Source organism: Bacteroides caecigallinarum (assembly GCF_016902295.1).
Taxonomy (GTDB): Bacteria; Bacteroidota; Bacteroidia; order Bacteroidales; family Bacteroidaceae; genus Phocaeicola; species Phocaeicola caecigallinarum_A.
On sequence record NZ_JACJLQ010000053.1, the window covers coordinates 1 to 15171 of the forward strand.

At 45.9% G+C, this 15171-nt stretch carries 15 protein-coding genes; 1 reads left to right on the forward strand and 14 read right to left on the reverse strand.

What is annotated here, in order from left to right; translation table 11 throughout:
* The 10 genes from H6A27_RS13090 to H6A27_RS13135 form a co-directional block, all read right to left on the reverse strand.
* Positions 1–646: serine/threonine-protein kinase (locus H6A27_RS13090; protein WP_204508994.1), on the reverse strand; the 646-nt coding region annotated here is incomplete at its 3' end.
* 15 nt (positions 647–661) lie between these two features.
* Complete coding sequence (locus tag H6A27_RS13095; RefSeq protein ID WP_204508995.1) at positions 662–1921, reverse strand: serine/threonine protein kinase; 1260 nt, start codon at positions 1919–1921, stop codon at positions 662–664.
* A 17-nt stretch (positions 1922–1938) separates the two neighbouring features.
* Complete coding sequence (locus H6A27_RS13100; protein ID WP_204508996.1) at positions 1939–3657, reverse strand: serine/threonine-protein kinase; 1719 nt, start codon at positions 3655–3657, stop codon at positions 1939–1941.
* Positions 3658–3666: 9 nt separating this feature from the next.
* On the reverse strand, positions 3667–4995 hold the full coding sequence (locus H6A27_RS13105; protein ID WP_204508997.1) for a PP2C family protein-serine/threonine phosphatase: 1329 nt from the start codon (positions 4993–4995) through the stop codon (positions 3667–3669).
* Positions 4996–5076: 81 nt separating this feature from the next.
* Positions 5077–5646, reverse strand: a complete 570-nt coding sequence (locus H6A27_RS13110) for an FHA domain-containing protein (RefSeq protein ID WP_204508998.1) — start codon at positions 5644–5646, stop codon at positions 5077–5079.
* A gap of 208 nt (positions 5647–5854) precedes the next feature.
* Complete coding sequence (locus tag H6A27_RS13115; protein WP_235325710.1) at positions 5855–6583, reverse strand: caspase family protein; 729 nt, start codon at positions 6581–6583, stop codon at positions 5855–5857.
* Positions 6573–7502, reverse strand: a complete 930-nt coding sequence (locus H6A27_RS13120; protein ID WP_204509000.1) for a hypothetical protein — start codon at positions 7500–7502, stop codon at positions 6573–6575. The genes H6A27_RS13115 and H6A27_RS13120 overlap by 11 nt, the downstream gene beginning before the upstream one ends.
* 140 nt (positions 7503–7642) lie before the next feature.
* Complete coding sequence (locus H6A27_RS13125) at positions 7643–8029, reverse strand: hypothetical protein (protein ID WP_204509001.1); 387 nt, start codon at positions 8027–8029, stop codon at positions 7643–7645.
* Positions 8022–9086 carry a leucine-rich repeat domain-containing protein gene (locus tag H6A27_RS13130; RefSeq protein WP_204509002.1) on the reverse strand — a complete coding sequence of 355 codons (1065 nt, stop codon included), beginning with the start codon at positions 9084–9086 and terminating at the stop codon, positions 8022–8024. The genes H6A27_RS13125 and H6A27_RS13130 overlap by 8 nt, the downstream gene beginning before the upstream one ends.
* Positions 9087–9106: 20 nt before the next feature.
* Entirely contained in the window at positions 9107–9895 is a 789-nt protein-coding gene (locus H6A27_RS13135) for a hypothetical protein (protein ID WP_204509003.1), read from the reverse strand.
* Positions 9896–10064: 169 nt separating this feature from the next.
* On the opposite strand from H6A27_RS13135, the gene H6A27_RS13140 reads away from it, so the two are divergent.
* On the forward strand, positions 10065–10376 hold the full coding sequence (locus H6A27_RS13140; RefSeq protein WP_204509004.1) for a hypothetical protein: 312 nt from the start codon (positions 10065–10067) through the stop codon (positions 10374–10376).
* 71 nt (positions 10377–10447) lie between these two features.
* Here the strand turns inward: H6A27_RS13140 and H6A27_RS13145 are convergent, their stop codons facing one another.
* The 4 genes from H6A27_RS13145 to H6A27_RS13160 all read right to left on the reverse strand — a co-directional run bounded on the left by H6A27_RS13145 (position 10448) and on the right by H6A27_RS13160 (position 14560).
* A complete protein-coding gene (locus tag H6A27_RS13145) occupies positions 10448–10933 on the reverse strand; it encodes a hypothetical protein (RefSeq protein ID WP_204509005.1) in 486 nt (161 codons plus the stop codon).
* A gap of 251 nt (positions 10934–11184) precedes the next feature.
* On the reverse strand, positions 11185–13353 hold the full coding sequence (locus H6A27_RS13150; protein ID WP_239469685.1) for a protein kinase domain-containing protein: 2169 nt from the start codon (positions 13351–13353) through the stop codon (positions 11185–11187).
* 4 nt (positions 13354–13357) lie between these two features.
* The gene (locus tag H6A27_RS13155) at positions 13358–14146 is read right to left on the reverse strand and encodes an FHA domain-containing protein (RefSeq protein ID WP_204509007.1); all 789 of its coding nucleotides are present in this window, start codon (positions 14144–14146) and stop codon (positions 13358–13360) included.
* A gap of 15 nt (positions 14147–14161) precedes the next feature.
* On the reverse strand, positions 14162–14560 hold the full coding sequence (locus H6A27_RS13160) for a LytR/AlgR family response regulator transcription factor (protein WP_204509008.1): 399 nt from the start codon (positions 14558–14560) through the stop codon (positions 14162–14164).
* Between the last annotated feature and the right edge of the window lie 611 nt (positions 14561–15171).

Sequence of the window (15171 nt, forward strand, 5' to 3'; positions counted from 1 at the left end):
GTTCCAAAGGGGCATAGCCGGGTGTGCCGCTTCCTACTGAGGTGCTCGATTCAGGTTCTCCGTTCTCGTTGTATTGTTTGGACAGACCGAAGTCTATCAGTACGGCGTCCTTGTTTGGACGGAGCATGATGTTGCCAGGCTTCAAGTCCAAATGCAGCATCTTGTGGGCGTGCATGTAGGAGAGGGCGGAACCTATCTGACGGGCGTACTTCACGCATTCCGCTTCCGGTAAGCCGTTGTGTTGCGTGATGTAAGCGTCTAAGTTTCCTCCTTCCACATACTCCATGGCGTAGTAGACGGTGTTGTTCGCCTCGAAGTATTCCAGCACCTTGACGATGTGCGGATGGTCGAGTTTGCTCAAGTTCTCCGCCTCGCGGGCAAACTTCTTCTTATAGTTGGCATAAACGCCTCCCTGGCTTCCGGTAGTCACCGTATTCTCTTCGCGTCCGTTGATGTCGCGCATAAAAAACTCTTTGATGGCGACCTGCATCGTCGTTTCAAGTGAACCCAAGGCTCCGGCGACTTTTACCTTCGTTGTAGCCAAGTAAGTGATGCCGAACGTGCCTTGGCCTAATACCTTCCGGATGGTGTAGATGTAGGACTTGCCTTGTAGAAGGGTGCCGGATTTTAGTGTATTCGCTTCCATTTTCAGCCTGTTTTTTTACCATACTGCTACAGAGTCCATGACCACGGCCGCAGTATCGGCGTATGCCTCTCCATAATCTTCTTCTACAGGTGATGTTACGTACTCTTCCTTCTCTTCTGCAGGTGCAGTTATAGCTGCGTCTTCATAAGGCGTGTATTCCCTGCTTCCGTCATTCCGATTCATGAGCAGAAACGCTCCGATTACACAGATTACAATCAAAAGCCCGATAATGATATACTTGTCATACTTCGCGGTTGTTTTATTTGTCTCTTTATCATCCGTGATGACTGTGGGTTTAACCTCCTTTTTCTTGACGGGCTTTTCTTTTTTATAATCCGTCTTTTCCTCCTCTTCCTTTCTTGGGGGAATTTTACCTCCGAGTCCTTGCAGGAAGGCATCGACGCTTTGAGGCCTGTCTTTCTTTTTGTCCGCCATCGCTTTGGCTATCTGCGCCATCAACGTGTTGCTGACATGATGTTTTTGGAGTTCATAAGCGGGGAAGCCTTCATTCAGTATGACCGAGGCTTCCGGCGGGCGTACGCCAGTCAGCATCTTGAACATCGTAGCGCCGAGTGCATATACATCCATCGTAACGGGAAAATCCTTGCCTTCGTGATAGTTGGCTTGTTCAATGGGGGCGTAACCCGGTGTGCCGCTTCCTACTGAGGTGCTTGATTCAGGTTCTCCGTTCTCATCGTATTGCTTGGACAGACCAAAGTCGATAAGCACGGCGTCGCCGTTTTTGCGCAACATGACGTTACCCGGCTTCAAGTCCAGATGCAGCATCTTGTGGGCGTGCATGTAGGAGAGGGCGGAACCTATCTGGCGTGCGTACTTCACACACTCCGCTTCCGGCAAACCATTATGTTGCTTGATGTAGTTGTCCAGATTGCCCCCCTCTACATATTCCATGGCGTAGTAGACGGTGTTGTTCGCCTCGAAATACTCCAGTACCTTGACGATGTGGGGATGTTTCAGCTTGCTCAGGTTTTCCGCCTCGCGTGCGAACTTCTTTTTGTAATTGGCATAGATATCTCCTTTGCTTCCGGTGGTCACGGTGTTCTCATCACGCCCGTTGATGTCGCGCATGAAGAATTCCTTGACGGCTACCTGCATGGTGGTTTCGAGTTCACCTAACGCGCCGTGTACTTTTACTTGGGTTGTGGCCAGATAAGTGATGCCGAATGTGCCTTGGCCTAACACCTTCTGGATGGTGTAGGTGTAGGACTTGCCTTGTAAGAGGGTGCCAGATCTTAGTGTATTGTAGGTATTCATCTAACTAAAAAATAATGTTATTCTATTGACTTTTCAGCTTTATTCTCCCAATATTCTGCCTGTGTTATATCCTTTTCTACTCCGTCTCCATATCTATAGTGCTCGGACAGTTCATTCATTGCGGATGTGTTTCCTAGCTCTGCAGCTTTTTGATATAAATCTACGGCTATAGCTTCGTCTCTAATTACTCCATATCCCTTGTCATAGCACACTCCTAAACTGTATAGTGCCTCTGCATCTCTTCCTCGTTCTACCGCCTTTTGGGATGATTTCGCAGCTTTTGCAAAATATTCTTTCGCTATTCTATCGTTTTTTGTAACTCCTATTCCAATTTTATAAAACTCTCCTAAAACTAGTTGTGCATAAAAATCACCTCCTTCAGCAGCTTTTGTAAACCATTCTACTGCTTTAGCTAGGCTTCTCGATAGACCGTCTCCATTGTTATAACGAATAGCTAAATAACGTTGAGCTTTTGCATTCCCCTGTTCTGCTGCTTTTATTAAAACTTTTAAGGGACTTTTCTTATTGATAGTTTCTATTTTTATTTTTTCGCTATCTGCTATTTGTGGTACCCTATTGGGGTTTGCTAGTTGATTATATTCCTCTGTCGTAGTAGTTGCTTCGAGAGTAGTTGGTTTATCGGGGCGTCTTTCTGCATTCGAGTGCCCATTGATATTTTCATCCGATGCAGATATTGCTGGCAAAATCTCTATACTATCTTGAGCTGCTGTTAAGACTGCTGTATCTGAGGTTGGGTGCGATTGAGAAAGCGAATAAAATACAAGACCTCCTAATAATACAATTAAAATCAAACCGATACTTATTTGTTTTGTCCAATGCCTGGGCTTGTTGTTAATTTGTGTAGGTTGGTCTATTATTGTTTCTGCATCCTTTTCTTTCCTGTTTAGTATATTTATAAATACCTCTAACGTCACCCTATCCGCCCTGCGTAGCTGCATAGCCGCTTGTACCACTTGCGCCATGTGAGGTGAAAGCAGGGTCACGTCTAAACTTTGTTCGTTTAAAAGTACCGACTCAGGAGGCGTTTCCCCTGTCAAAAGGAAATAGAGGGTGGCGCCAAGGGCATAGACATCTGTTTCGGGTGAGAAAGATTGGACACCTCCCGTCCTGTATTGCTCGGGTGGGGCATAGCCTTTGCTTCTGCCTACGGGAGTGGTAGAGGTTTCGCCTCCTTCTTCGTCGTATTGTTTGGCAAGGCCAAAGTCGGCAAGGATGGCTTCTCCGTGAGCCGTGGTCAGGATATTGGCCGGCTTGATGTCCAGATGGCAGATGTGTTGCCCGTGAAGATAGCGCAAGGCATCGGCTACCTGAAGGATGTAATTCACCGCCCGTGCTTCGGACAATGGACCTTCTTGGTCTACCTGTTGCTTCAACGAGGCTCCTTCGGCATATTCCATGACGTAGTAGGAGGTGTTGTTCTCTTGAAACACGTCAATGACGGGGACGATGTGGGGATGTTTCAGTCTGGCCAAGGTGCATGCTTCTTTCTCGAACTTGTCCCGGTAGCGTTGCACCATTTCCCGGCTGCTTTGGGTACCCATGGTGACATGGGTAGAGTCTTCCGCCCGTTCGCAATAGTCCTTCATGAAAAATTCCTTGATGGCTACGGTGCGCCCCAAGGAAGTTTGGACGGCCCGGTAAGTGATGCCGAAACCGCCCTGTCCTAAGATACTTTTTATCTGATATCGCCCATTTTGTAAGGAGGTGAGTTCCATGGTTCTGTTTTATTCGTTGGCTTTTTTGTCGGTCATGTTTTCTATCTTATCTTCATCACTTTCTACGATTTCTTCCTCTTCATTGTCGGGGTCGGATGGTTCCGCATGATTTATTGCCTCTTGAACTACTGCTTCATTGGCATTAACCGTCTGCTGGTTCAGAGAAGTTTCGGCTGGTGGGGTTTGTTCCACTTGTTGTTTTTTCGGCGGTTGTGGATTGGCGGGAGGTACATTTTCTCCCTGCTTGTCATCCACCTTCTGTTCCGTCCGTGCGGGTTCTTTTTTCCCCGCCTTGTCTTTATCCGCTCCTTTGGCGAAGACTAGAAAATAGAGGGCGATGGCGAATGCTACGATGAGTGTGACCAGTGCGATGAGTAGGTATCGGGATAGACTGCCCTTCCGGTTGGTTGTTTGTGGAATTTGAACCGGTTTCCCGTCTTTTCCCCCTCCCTCTTCTTCCTCTTCTGTTTCATCGTGCACTTCAGCCATGATGGGGGTAGGGGCTGACGGAGCTTGAGCCGGTGCTGGTTTCCGTTCCTCCACAGGGTCGGTGACTTCCAGAATGTGTACGATGATGGCAGTGTGGTTGTCCCGGTTCTCGGAGGTGGCTTGAGTCAGCCGTTTCACTTTTTCTTCATCTGTGCCGGCGGCATCGGAAAAGTTGTAGCAGATTTGCGGGCTTTCCATGTTCTCCAGCATGCCATCGGAACAGAGGTAGAAATAATCGCCCGGACGGATGTCCGTACTGTGGTACATGTCGGCTTTGGGACGATGTTCCATATGGGGTTGCATGGCACGGGTGATGACGTTCTTCTGGCGCGAGTGCTTGGCTTCTTCCTCGGTCAGCTCACCGATGGCTATCAGGTCATTGACCAGCGAGTGGTCTTTGGTTTGGAAGAGGATGCGGGTGTCGGCTGCCGTTTTTCCAGGGCGGATGTGGTACACACGGCTATCGCCCATGTGGGCAATGGTGCATCCGTTTTTGTGGAGCTTTAAGAATGTCATGGTGGTGCCCATCTTCTTGGCGGCTTCCGTGTCTTTTTCATCTAAGGCGTCAAAAGCATCGGTAAGGGCTTTTCGGAACATTTCATCGGTGAAATTTCCTTCCGCGTTAAGTTGTGAGTTCTGAATAGACTGCCCCATGGCTTCGCATACGGTGGCACTGGCCACTTCGCCGGCATCGTGACCTCCCATTCCATCGCAAAGGATAAACGTGCGGTCTGTATCCTTGATACTGTTCGGAAGCGGGAATGTACAATCTTCCTGGTGGGGATTACCTTCGGCGTCTTTCCGTTGCCCGTATTCCCAAATCGTATATACTTTCAGTTTATATTTCATAATAATGCTGTTTTAAGTTGAATGATAATTTTAGCCCCCTCCCTTCGGGGGAGGGATGGGGAGGGGCTGCTAAATTCCTATTTATATATCCGTCCCTTCTTCATCGGGAATTTCGAAACGTGCTTCTACGTCGGGCAGGCGGATGATGTCACGATGGTTCAAGACGATGCAATCACCAAACTCCAGTTTGTTCTGTCCGATGAAAGTGGCGTTCACTTTTTCTTTGTACAGAGAGGCGCAATGTACGAAGCCTTTCCCCGGAATTTTTTTGATTTCAATCACCAGATGTTCCCGGCTCATACGTTTCGTCTCGCAAGGTATTTGACAAGTGGCTGATGAAGCCGACGCCTTGCGTCCGATGATGTTCTTTCCGGGTTTCAGTTGGAAAGAAAGATGTAAGGACGGGACGAGCAACTTACCCAGCGTATAGTTTGGTCCTCCATTGACTTGAGTTTCTTCCGAATAGGAAGTTTTCTCTTTGTCCGGGTATTCGGTTTTCTCCTCCTTGTTTACGATTCTCTTGAAAGCGGAAAAAGGCGACTTGTTTTTGCAGATGGGGCAAGTCACAGACTTGGATTCGATTCCCGGTTGGTTCTTCACTGAAAGGACACTTCCGCAAACCGGACAACCTATTTTTAAAATCTCATTCATATGTTTCTGTTTTTAAGTGAGTGTACAACGTTAAATGATAATTTATCGGGCTGTTTGGATGGCACACTGATGGTAATTCAATTCTCCTCCTTCCAGGAGGAGGGGAGTTGATTACATTAATTCTTTATTAAATCCAAATCTGTGGTCATCTTGTTTAATCTGTGTCATCTGTGTGCCAGTTAAATTCCCATTTATTATAATATATTATTTACCAAACCATTACAGGCATGTGGTCGGAGAACTTTCCCCACATTACCGGATGCTGTTCGTCTCCGGATAATTTCACCACGCCCGCATGTACATAATTAAAAAGTTCTTTGGCCGTTATGATGCGGTCTCTGTTGGTGTCTGCTCCTCCCCGCAGTCCCCGCTGAAGGTAGGTAGTAAAGAAACCGTTCTCCATGTCGCGCCGTTCAATGGATACTTCGTCGCTTCGGGATGAAAGGAACAGCATGACATTGGCTTTTTGGGCTGCCGCAATGGCATTGCCGGAATTTTTTCCAGGAGTCCGGATTTTTCCGGCATAGCAGGCGTCCGCAAATATCATCTTGTTCTTGCATTTGCTTTTCGCCATGGCTTTACGCACCTTGTCGTAACTCAACAGTTTGTCGTAGGCGGAAAAGCCTCCGGGGTAGCCATGTCCGCTGAAGAAAAATACCACAATGTCGTTGGTGCCGGCTTTCTTGAAAGTTTCTTGCAACGCTTTCAGGATGTTGGCGGCAGTGGCCTGTTGGTTGAGCAGTTGCTTGTATATGGCATTGCTGTTCTTGCTGTATAGCCAGGATATGGTCTTGGCATCATTGACCGGCAACTTCAAATCTTGTTTGGTTCCCGGATAGTCTGATATGCCTACCGAGACCAGATACACCTTGGCCGAAGCCATGGAGCAAAGCCCCAGTAGGAACAGGGTGAGCGTAAAGACGATTTTAGCCTTCATATACATTGTTGTCGTTATAGTTTATGTAATCGGGTTCGTCAGTCGAGGCATACAGGTTGGCGTTAGGGTCGGGGCCGGTGAAACCGCCTAAGTCGTCGACAGTCAGGTTCTGGTCGGTGATGTCGATAATCTCATCGTCGGTGATTTCTCCGTCAGAGTTCGTGTCCGTGGCCATGAAGTCGAAAACCTGGTCTTCGTCTACGTCAATGAGAACAACGTCTTGTCCTTCCACCGATACCACACCGATGTTTGCTTCGTAATCGTCGTCATGAACCACGCCCAGTACTTCCACTTCGTCGTCCTGTCCGCCCCCCATGGACTCGTCCGTGGCATAAGCCTGTACTTCATCTTCCGGTTGGGTATGGCTTGTGTACTGTGCCTGCCCGGTTTCTACGGTTCCCGTTATTTCGGAAGAGTCATCAGCGGATGCTGAATTGGCGGTCCATGCGAAATGCTCATTGTAATCCCCTTGTTCTTCAGCGGTCATGTTGTCCCACTCTTCTGCCGTGTAGGTGTTGTACAGATTGCCGTGCCACTCGAATACGCCACCCGGTCCTACTTCCGCCCGTGCGGCGGCAAAGGCTTGTGAGAATGACATGTCATCATCTACACAGGTAGCCATTGAGATGTTTTCGTCTACGATGGGAGTAGGTTCCGGTTCGGGAGTAGGAGAGGGTGGAGTCGTGTGTGGCGCGACAGCTTCATCAGGATTTGCAGCGCCGGTAAAGAGTGTGGAAGCAGCCCCGAACAGGATGCCTACACCACCGCTTACCGCAACCTTCTTCCACATACCTCCTTTGGTCTTAGTTTGGGGTGTCTCCTTCTCCTTTGTCTGAGTCTCTTTCTGTTTGTCGGAGGACATCGTTTCGTCAAACTGGGTTTTTTCGTTGCTGTCGTAAACTGTATCTTCGGTATTCATAATGCTAAGTATTAAGAGTTAGATGATGATTTAATGTGCCAATAGGCCAATGTACTGATAATGTCGAGTTAGCGCCAATATGTATTCATGCAGCTGGACATTGATAAATAGGTCCATTAGCACATTGACATATTTTTATATTATTTCTTCTCCGGCCGGTTGCCTTGCGACTGGCGCAAGCGGTTGTATTGCTGGATGAACTGTGCGGGAAGTTTGCTAGGAGTCAGTTCGGCTATTTCCAGTTCAATTTCCACCAACTGGGAGCGCAGTTCCAAACAAATGGAGTCTTGGACCAAATTCATTTTTTCCATGCTCTCTAAGGATACGCCTTCGATTGACTGATTTCTTTTGCGATCCTCTATTTCAATCTTTCTCTGAATGTCTGCTTGGCGGTTCTTTAGTTCGTTGAGACGAAGAGCTGTCAACGTGGAGTCCGCCTTGGAGACGTTTTGCGCAGAGGTTGTGCTGGGCATTACAAAGCTTGCCGCAGCTATAACCAAAAGTGTAATAAGGCTGCTCTTAATCATAATCGTTGAAATTTTTGAGTCCTTTAATGTTTTTAGCTTGAGGCAGCGAGGCGGCTTCTACCATGTAAGGAATGCTGCCGGTTTGCGCTGATTCGGTATATTCACCCGGAGTGACGACCAACTGTTTGGCATATTCTTTCTTTGCGTCTTTGGGCACGTTTATTTTGACAGAAGGATTTGCCACTTGCAGCAGGAAGCAGGCTTGTCCGTTGTTGTAGGCAGTGGTCAAGGGAGTTTCTCCTCTGAATACAATTTCTTCCAAATCAGACATGCGGGAGGTTTCTCTGAAAGATAGAACCTGAAGGGAAGCCGGTATGTCTATGAGTGTTATGTCCGGACAGTCTATCAAAGCCCCTTGTGTAATGTCCGTTGTGCCTTCTTTTATCTTCAGCGTTCCTTTGTAGGAGCGGGGTACACCATATAATATAGTATAGTCTTTATTGTAGAGCGCTCCTTTGTAAGCGGAAAACTTGGCGTTGTTTGCATCCACATTCACTTCGCGAAGACTTGCGATGGATTTGAGGTTCATCACTTTCTCTACTTTAGCGGGGATGTTGACGATATGCAGAGAGTCACTCCAACGGTAGGGAGCCAGATTCAGTGTTTCCCAGTCGCTTCCGAACGAAAGGTCTTTTAAGGCCGAACATTTGAAGAAAGTGCCTTGTCCCATCTTCACGTCTCCACTGGGGAATATCACCTTGCTGAGTGCGGTACATCCTTCGAAAGCGAAGTCACCGATTTCCTTGACCGATGAAGGCAGTATCACGCCGGTCAGTTCCGTCGCTCCGCTAAACGCTTTCGGTCCGATTTTGGTAACGCTATATACCACTTTCCCGTGTTTTACCTTTGCCGGTATTTCCAGTATGCCTTCCGTTTCAGGAATACGTACGTCGGCTATGCTTCCTTTGTAAGTCACTTCGGCTGTCTGACGGGCTTTGCTGGTGATGTTGAAGTATATCTTTTGGCCGTCAATCGTAGCCGTGAAGTCGTGGGCTGTTGCAATTAGGGTACTGACCCCTATGCACGCCATACTTATTAATAGTCTGATCTTTTTCATAATCGTTTCGCTTAATTAAATCATGCCTCGCCTGTATTTGCTCCGTTCAGATAGTCGGGACCTTCGTCTCCCATGGCTAAGTAGTTGTTCTGGTTCATGTCGGCTGCTTCTTGGAACGGTTGCATAGCAATGTTCTCTTGGGAAATGTCGGTAATCTCTCCTTCGTCCAGTTGGTTGTTTCCATTAATGTCCATAGCGATGTAGTCAGCTCTTCCGTCTATGTCTGCGTCTATTAAGATTGCGTCTTGTCCTTCTATATTCATTATTGCAACGTCCATTTGGCTGCCGTCTGCGGTAGTTACCGTTTCGTAAGAGAGAACAGTTGCCTGGGGATCATCTGTAGGAGGATTGTTGGGTGTCACCATGGCTATATTTTCTTGAGAAACATCAATTATTTCATCATCGTCCAAATGTCCGTTTGCGTTCAAATCCATGGCCATTGCGTCAATGATGCCGTCTCGGTTGAAGTCTACTAAGATGGCTTCTTGTCCATCCACGTTTACGATGGCTACGTCCATCAAACTTCCATCCTCACAGGTGACGGTCTCGCTATGGATTACTTCCAGCTCTGAGTCATCCTGCGGTTGTTGCGGGGTGTAGCCTGCGTTATGGCTGTTTGACGTATGATGGGACGGAGTGGATGGAATAGGGGTGGATGCCAGTTCGGAGCTGAAGTTAGCACGTTCACCGGCTGACATCTGGTTCCATTCTTCCGCCGTAAAGGTGTTGTACAGGTTTCCGTGCCATTGGAATACGCCTCCCGAACCGACTTCGGCGCGTGCGGCTGCAAACGCTTGTGAGAAGGACATGTCATCGTCCACACAGGTTGCGACCGCAATGTCTTTGCTGGCCATGTCCACGTCAGCCTGAATAGAATCACCGGAATCGGAATTCGTCGAAGCAGCCCAGTCAAAGTGTGAATCGAATTCAGCCCGTTCTTCGGCGGAGAGTTGGTTCCACTCTTCAGCCGTATAAGTATTGTACAGATTGCCGTGCCATTCGAAGGCGCCTCCCGGTCCTACTTCGGCGCGTGCTGCGGCAAAGGCTTGTGAGAAGGACATGTTGTCATCTACGCAAGTAGCTACGGGGATGTGCTCGTCCACTTGCGGGTGTTGCGGTTCGTCCTTGCCCTCTGCCGCACTGGTGAAGAAGGTGGCTGCCGAGCCGAACAATATGCCAGTTCCGGCTCCGATGGCTACTTCTTTCCAAATCCCGTTTCTCTTGGCTGTGTTCTCGGCTTTCACTCCTTGTCCGTTGTTCTGTGTTCCGTCAAGCGTTGTTGCTTCATGAGTGTCGTAAATGGTATCTTCGGTTTTCATGATTGTTCATTTTTGAGGGTAATACATGTTTTCGTTATTCTTTCAGGCCATATAGGCGTCTACATTGGCGTCATTGACGTAATCCGGAGTGTCGTGCGAAGCCAGGTACATGTCGTTATCCATACTTGTCGCTTCTTGTTGGAAAGGACTCATTGCAATGTTTTCGTTCGATACGTCAATCATTTCATTCTCTTCAATCTCCCCGTTCAGGTTGAGGTCGGAAGCCATTACGTCGGCCACGTTATCTCCATCCAAATCACCGATAATAACCGGTTGCCCGTCCACTGCAACTACGGCCAAGTTTGCCTGGCTGCCGTCCTCGTTGGTGACAGTCTCGTAACTGAGTACTTCCACTTGAGTATCTTCCGGAGTGGATGAAGGTTCCGGCTGGGCCGGTTCATGCTGGTTTTCTTGCTGATGAACGGGTTCGGCCACAAATTCATCATTTGCAGATGGCGTTGTGATGGTTTCCTGGTTCGTCACTTCTGCCGCATTAACTTCTTGTGCAATTACATTAGCTCCTACCACACCTACGGCTGCGCCTGCGACAGAGCTAGCTCCTGTCGCTACATTTTCCTTGATTTTACGCTCTTTCTTTTCCATAATATATTGTTTTTTAGTTTGTTATTCTGATGCAAAAGTAACTTTCTCCTCGCTTATCTCAAAATCTTTTCAGGTATCCTGTATGTAATGGCGGGATTGGTACATGAAATGCTCATATAATACGATTAAACTATAAAATTGTATTAATAGTATCATTGCCGCAGATTGGCGTATCTCTATTTCATGTACGCCCATGCGGATTTACCTTTCCTCTTTACAAAAACAAACAACAATAATAGAGACAAATATACAGCAGTGATACTTTGCTCTACAATCCAATTATACATATTATCATTATTCTCGAATATTTCAAACCAATAGCCGACAAAGAGTACGAATGCTGGAAGTATGAGTCCCATTTTACGGTTTCTCCATATCAGATATAAGCTATATGTTATGACTAACAGTTCTCCGAAACCACGGCAATAATACTCTAAGTGTACATTGCTGAAAACACAGGGCAAGGCTATCAGCAACATAACCGTAGATAGAATAAGTGCACATTGTACGATTGGGTGCAAGTCTCTAAGTCGCAAGAAAGATTTGGAAACCACAGTGCCAATTTTAAAATTGGAGCACAGGATAAAGAGCCAATAATAGAGTATAATAAACACGTATGTCTGGAAGTCGTTTCCATTACCTACGATATTCTGAATAAAAGCGACAATAAGCAGAAGGAAGATTGGTAAGATTTTATAGGCAGGTTTACCCATTATCATTCTCACAGCGAAGAATAACGTTAGCAACATACATGCTGAAGTTATTAAACTTGAAATGCCCCATTTTGAAATTTCTGAAAAAGCGATTCCTAAAGAGAAAAGCGAAATGCCTATGAACAATAAATTTATTGTCAGACCAACGGATTTATTCTTGTTGTCCTTAATCAACCCTATTTTATTCAATGTTGCAGTATAGTTTTCCTGTTTTGTCCTTTTTAAATTTGAAGGCAGGCTGTAGGCGAGTAGTGAGAATAAAGCTGGGACTGTTGAAACGATAGAATTTCCAAAGAACTCATTGGCTGCTCTATCGTAGTTTAAGTTATTGGTAATTGTATATAATAAAGCAAAGATTAAAGGTGAGCAGGTTATCCATAATATATTTTTGCTTAGTCCAATATCGTTCAATCGGCGAAGAGCGACAGCAAGAATTGGTAACAAAGCCCATATACAACCTAAGAAAACGCATAGGAACTCACTTTTGTTATAATTCGTAGAAGAAATCCCGACAAATAGAAGAACATCTAATATAAAGCCGATTATCCAAATGGGGATGGATATGAAAAAGGCTGTCCAAAATTCGGCACGGGTTGCGTTTCCTTTAAAATTCAGAAGGTTGGTGAACTGTAAGGCTATGCATGTTTTCAGACTTTGCACTTCCTTAGGCTTTTGTACATCAACAGGAACAACATCGTTGAAAGATGTTTGTTCGTCATTCGTGGTGTTATCCTGTACTGTATTGGCATGAAGCTCTTCTAAAAATTGGCGAACAGACTGTATGCGATGTTTGCAGATAGGCGCCATTGCGCTTTCTATCGCATGGATGCTTGCCGCATGTACGTTTTCCTTTTCCAAGGCTGTGGCAGGGAATCCTTCGTTGAGAATAGCGGTTGCTTCCGGAGGTCGTTTGCCAGTCAGCATTTTGAACAGTGTGGCACCCAATGCATACACGTCAAGTGTGGCGGGGAATGTGCCGTATTTCTTGAAATGTGCTTGTTCTATAGGGGCATAGCCAGGAGTGCCAAGACCGATGGTGGTACTTGACTCCGGTTCGCCGTTGTCGGTAAACTGTTTGGAAAGCCCGAAATCTATTAAGCAATAGTGTCCGTTCGCCCGGCACATTACATTTTTAGGCTTCACATCCAGATGCAGCATTTTATGGTCGTGCATGTAAGAAAGTGCTTCGCCTATTTCACGGGTGATTCCGATGGCCTTTTCTTCGGATATTTTCCCATGCTGTGCGATGTAATTGTCTAAATTGTTGCCTTCTACATACTCCATCACGTAATAGGAGGTTTGATTCTCATCAAATACATCGTATACTTTCACTATATTAGGATGTGAAAGTTTTGCCAGATTTTCGGCTTCCTTTCGGAATTTCCGCTTGTAGTTGGCGCAAATGCTGCCCGATGTGCCGTCTACTGAACTACCATTGGCATTACGGTTGTTGATGTCGGCCATGAAAAATTCTTTGATGGCAACTTGGGCTTCCACTTCTATCTCGCCTAATGCACCTTGGCTTTTAAATTTAGAAGTGGCTAAATAGGTAATGCCAAATGATCCTTGACCAAGCACCTTTTTGATTTTGTATTTCCCTCCTTGTAGGAGCGTGTCATTCGGTAAATGCATAAAACTATTCCTCCGTCCATTGACATTTGCAATACGGACAATTTTTGTTTTGCCTTAAGATGTTGTAGGGTTGGTTGCCTAAGAAGTGGTGGCATTTCGGGTTGGGGCATACGTACCGGTCCTGGAACTTCTCGTTCAGTTGCTCCGTCTCTTCAATGGATTTGTCCGTGAAGCGTTTGTAAAAGCCTATAAGCATCACAACGAGCGCTATTCCGGTAAATACCAGTGCGAAAGAACGTATTTCGGGAGCTACACCTGCTATAAGACCGCCCAACATGGAAAAAGCGATGGGAATACTTGCCAAAAGCCCGATGTTTTTTTGGCGGATTTTTATCTGTTTCAGGCTACCGCTGTAGTCATCCCATACATTCTTTAAATGTTTAATGGAGTATGGTCCGCTTCCGGTTCCAATGTTTTCACCAACACCACCTCCGCCGACGGTTAGGATTTTCTGGGCAGTGTTTATTATTTCCGTTACATTAATGCCAAATCGGTCCTTGCCCAAAGTAATGGCACTGGCCGTATCAATGCGTTTCGACATAATCTCCGTTCCATTCACAAATGTCACATTCTGCGCTTTCAGATTGGTCAGAGTCATGTTGCCAGCTTGGTCCACTTCAATTTGACAATGCGCGACACCTTCTGCCGGCTTGCATCGGCTCACGCTGTTGGGTACTGAACTTATTTGCCCTAACGTAGCGATTTTAGGCATTCCTTTTATGGCTATCAATAATCGGCCTTGTCCCGGTTCTTTCCCGATGAGGATGGTCTTTCCTTTTAATGCGTCTGTCATATGGTGTAGTTTTTATTAGTTCTCGGTATGTTTTTGGGATGCGGATTTTTTTCCTGTGATGGATGTCACATATAAGTCCTTCAGTTTCTTTAAGGCTTCTTTCGAAATAGGCAGTTGGTAGGCGAATACTTCCCCGTCACTTAACGTCAACTTTTGGCGCAGCACTTCAATGTGGTACACGTAGTTGAGGTTGATAATAAACCGTTTGCCGATGCGCGCGAAGATGGACGCCTCTTCTTTCAGACTTTCGCTCAGCATAGTTCGCATCTGTGAAAGGTTCATTAAGACAACGCCTTTCAGCTTGTTGCAAAGGACGAAATTCGTGTAATTGCCGTCTGCCTCAAAATAGACTATTTTCGAAATGTCTACTTTGTAAAACTCATCCCTTGAATTGAGATACAGGTATTTTTTCATTCAATTTTATTATTTCGTAAAACAAAGGTATGGCGTCTTCATTATTCGTTTAATGAAATCGTCCAAGCAAAGATAAAGAAAATTTTTGTGAAATTTCGCTTCATAGCGGCTAAAAAAATGCCTTTTGAACTACAGTTTTTCGCTGCGTCACATATTTTTTAATGTCGTTTTTGGGTTAAAATGCCTATATTGTATCTATTTGTTCCTATTCGTGTACTAAGTGGATTTTTAGTAATTGTGATTGTTGGATAAATTGACGCATTCCGTTTTCTTCCTGAAAGCTTCTTCCTGTGAACGGTTTTCCAGTCAGTCGCAAGCGCATTGAATACCCTTCTCCAATCATTGCATGCCCCTTCTCAAAAGATAGTTAGTTTTGGCTCAAAAGACAGTTAGTTTTGGTTGAGAAGGTCGTATGATTTGATGCAAAAGAGTGTATGCTTTTTAATTTGCAAAGTCGGAGTCCGGTATCCCGCATGTGCTTTCGGTCACTTCATATTGTCACTTATCTTTCCTCTAAAATGATTTACGGTAGAATGATTCCAAAGGCTTCCATTGGTATATTCATATGAATAAAGGCAATAAAATATTTACCGGCAGCATATTGTTGTCGG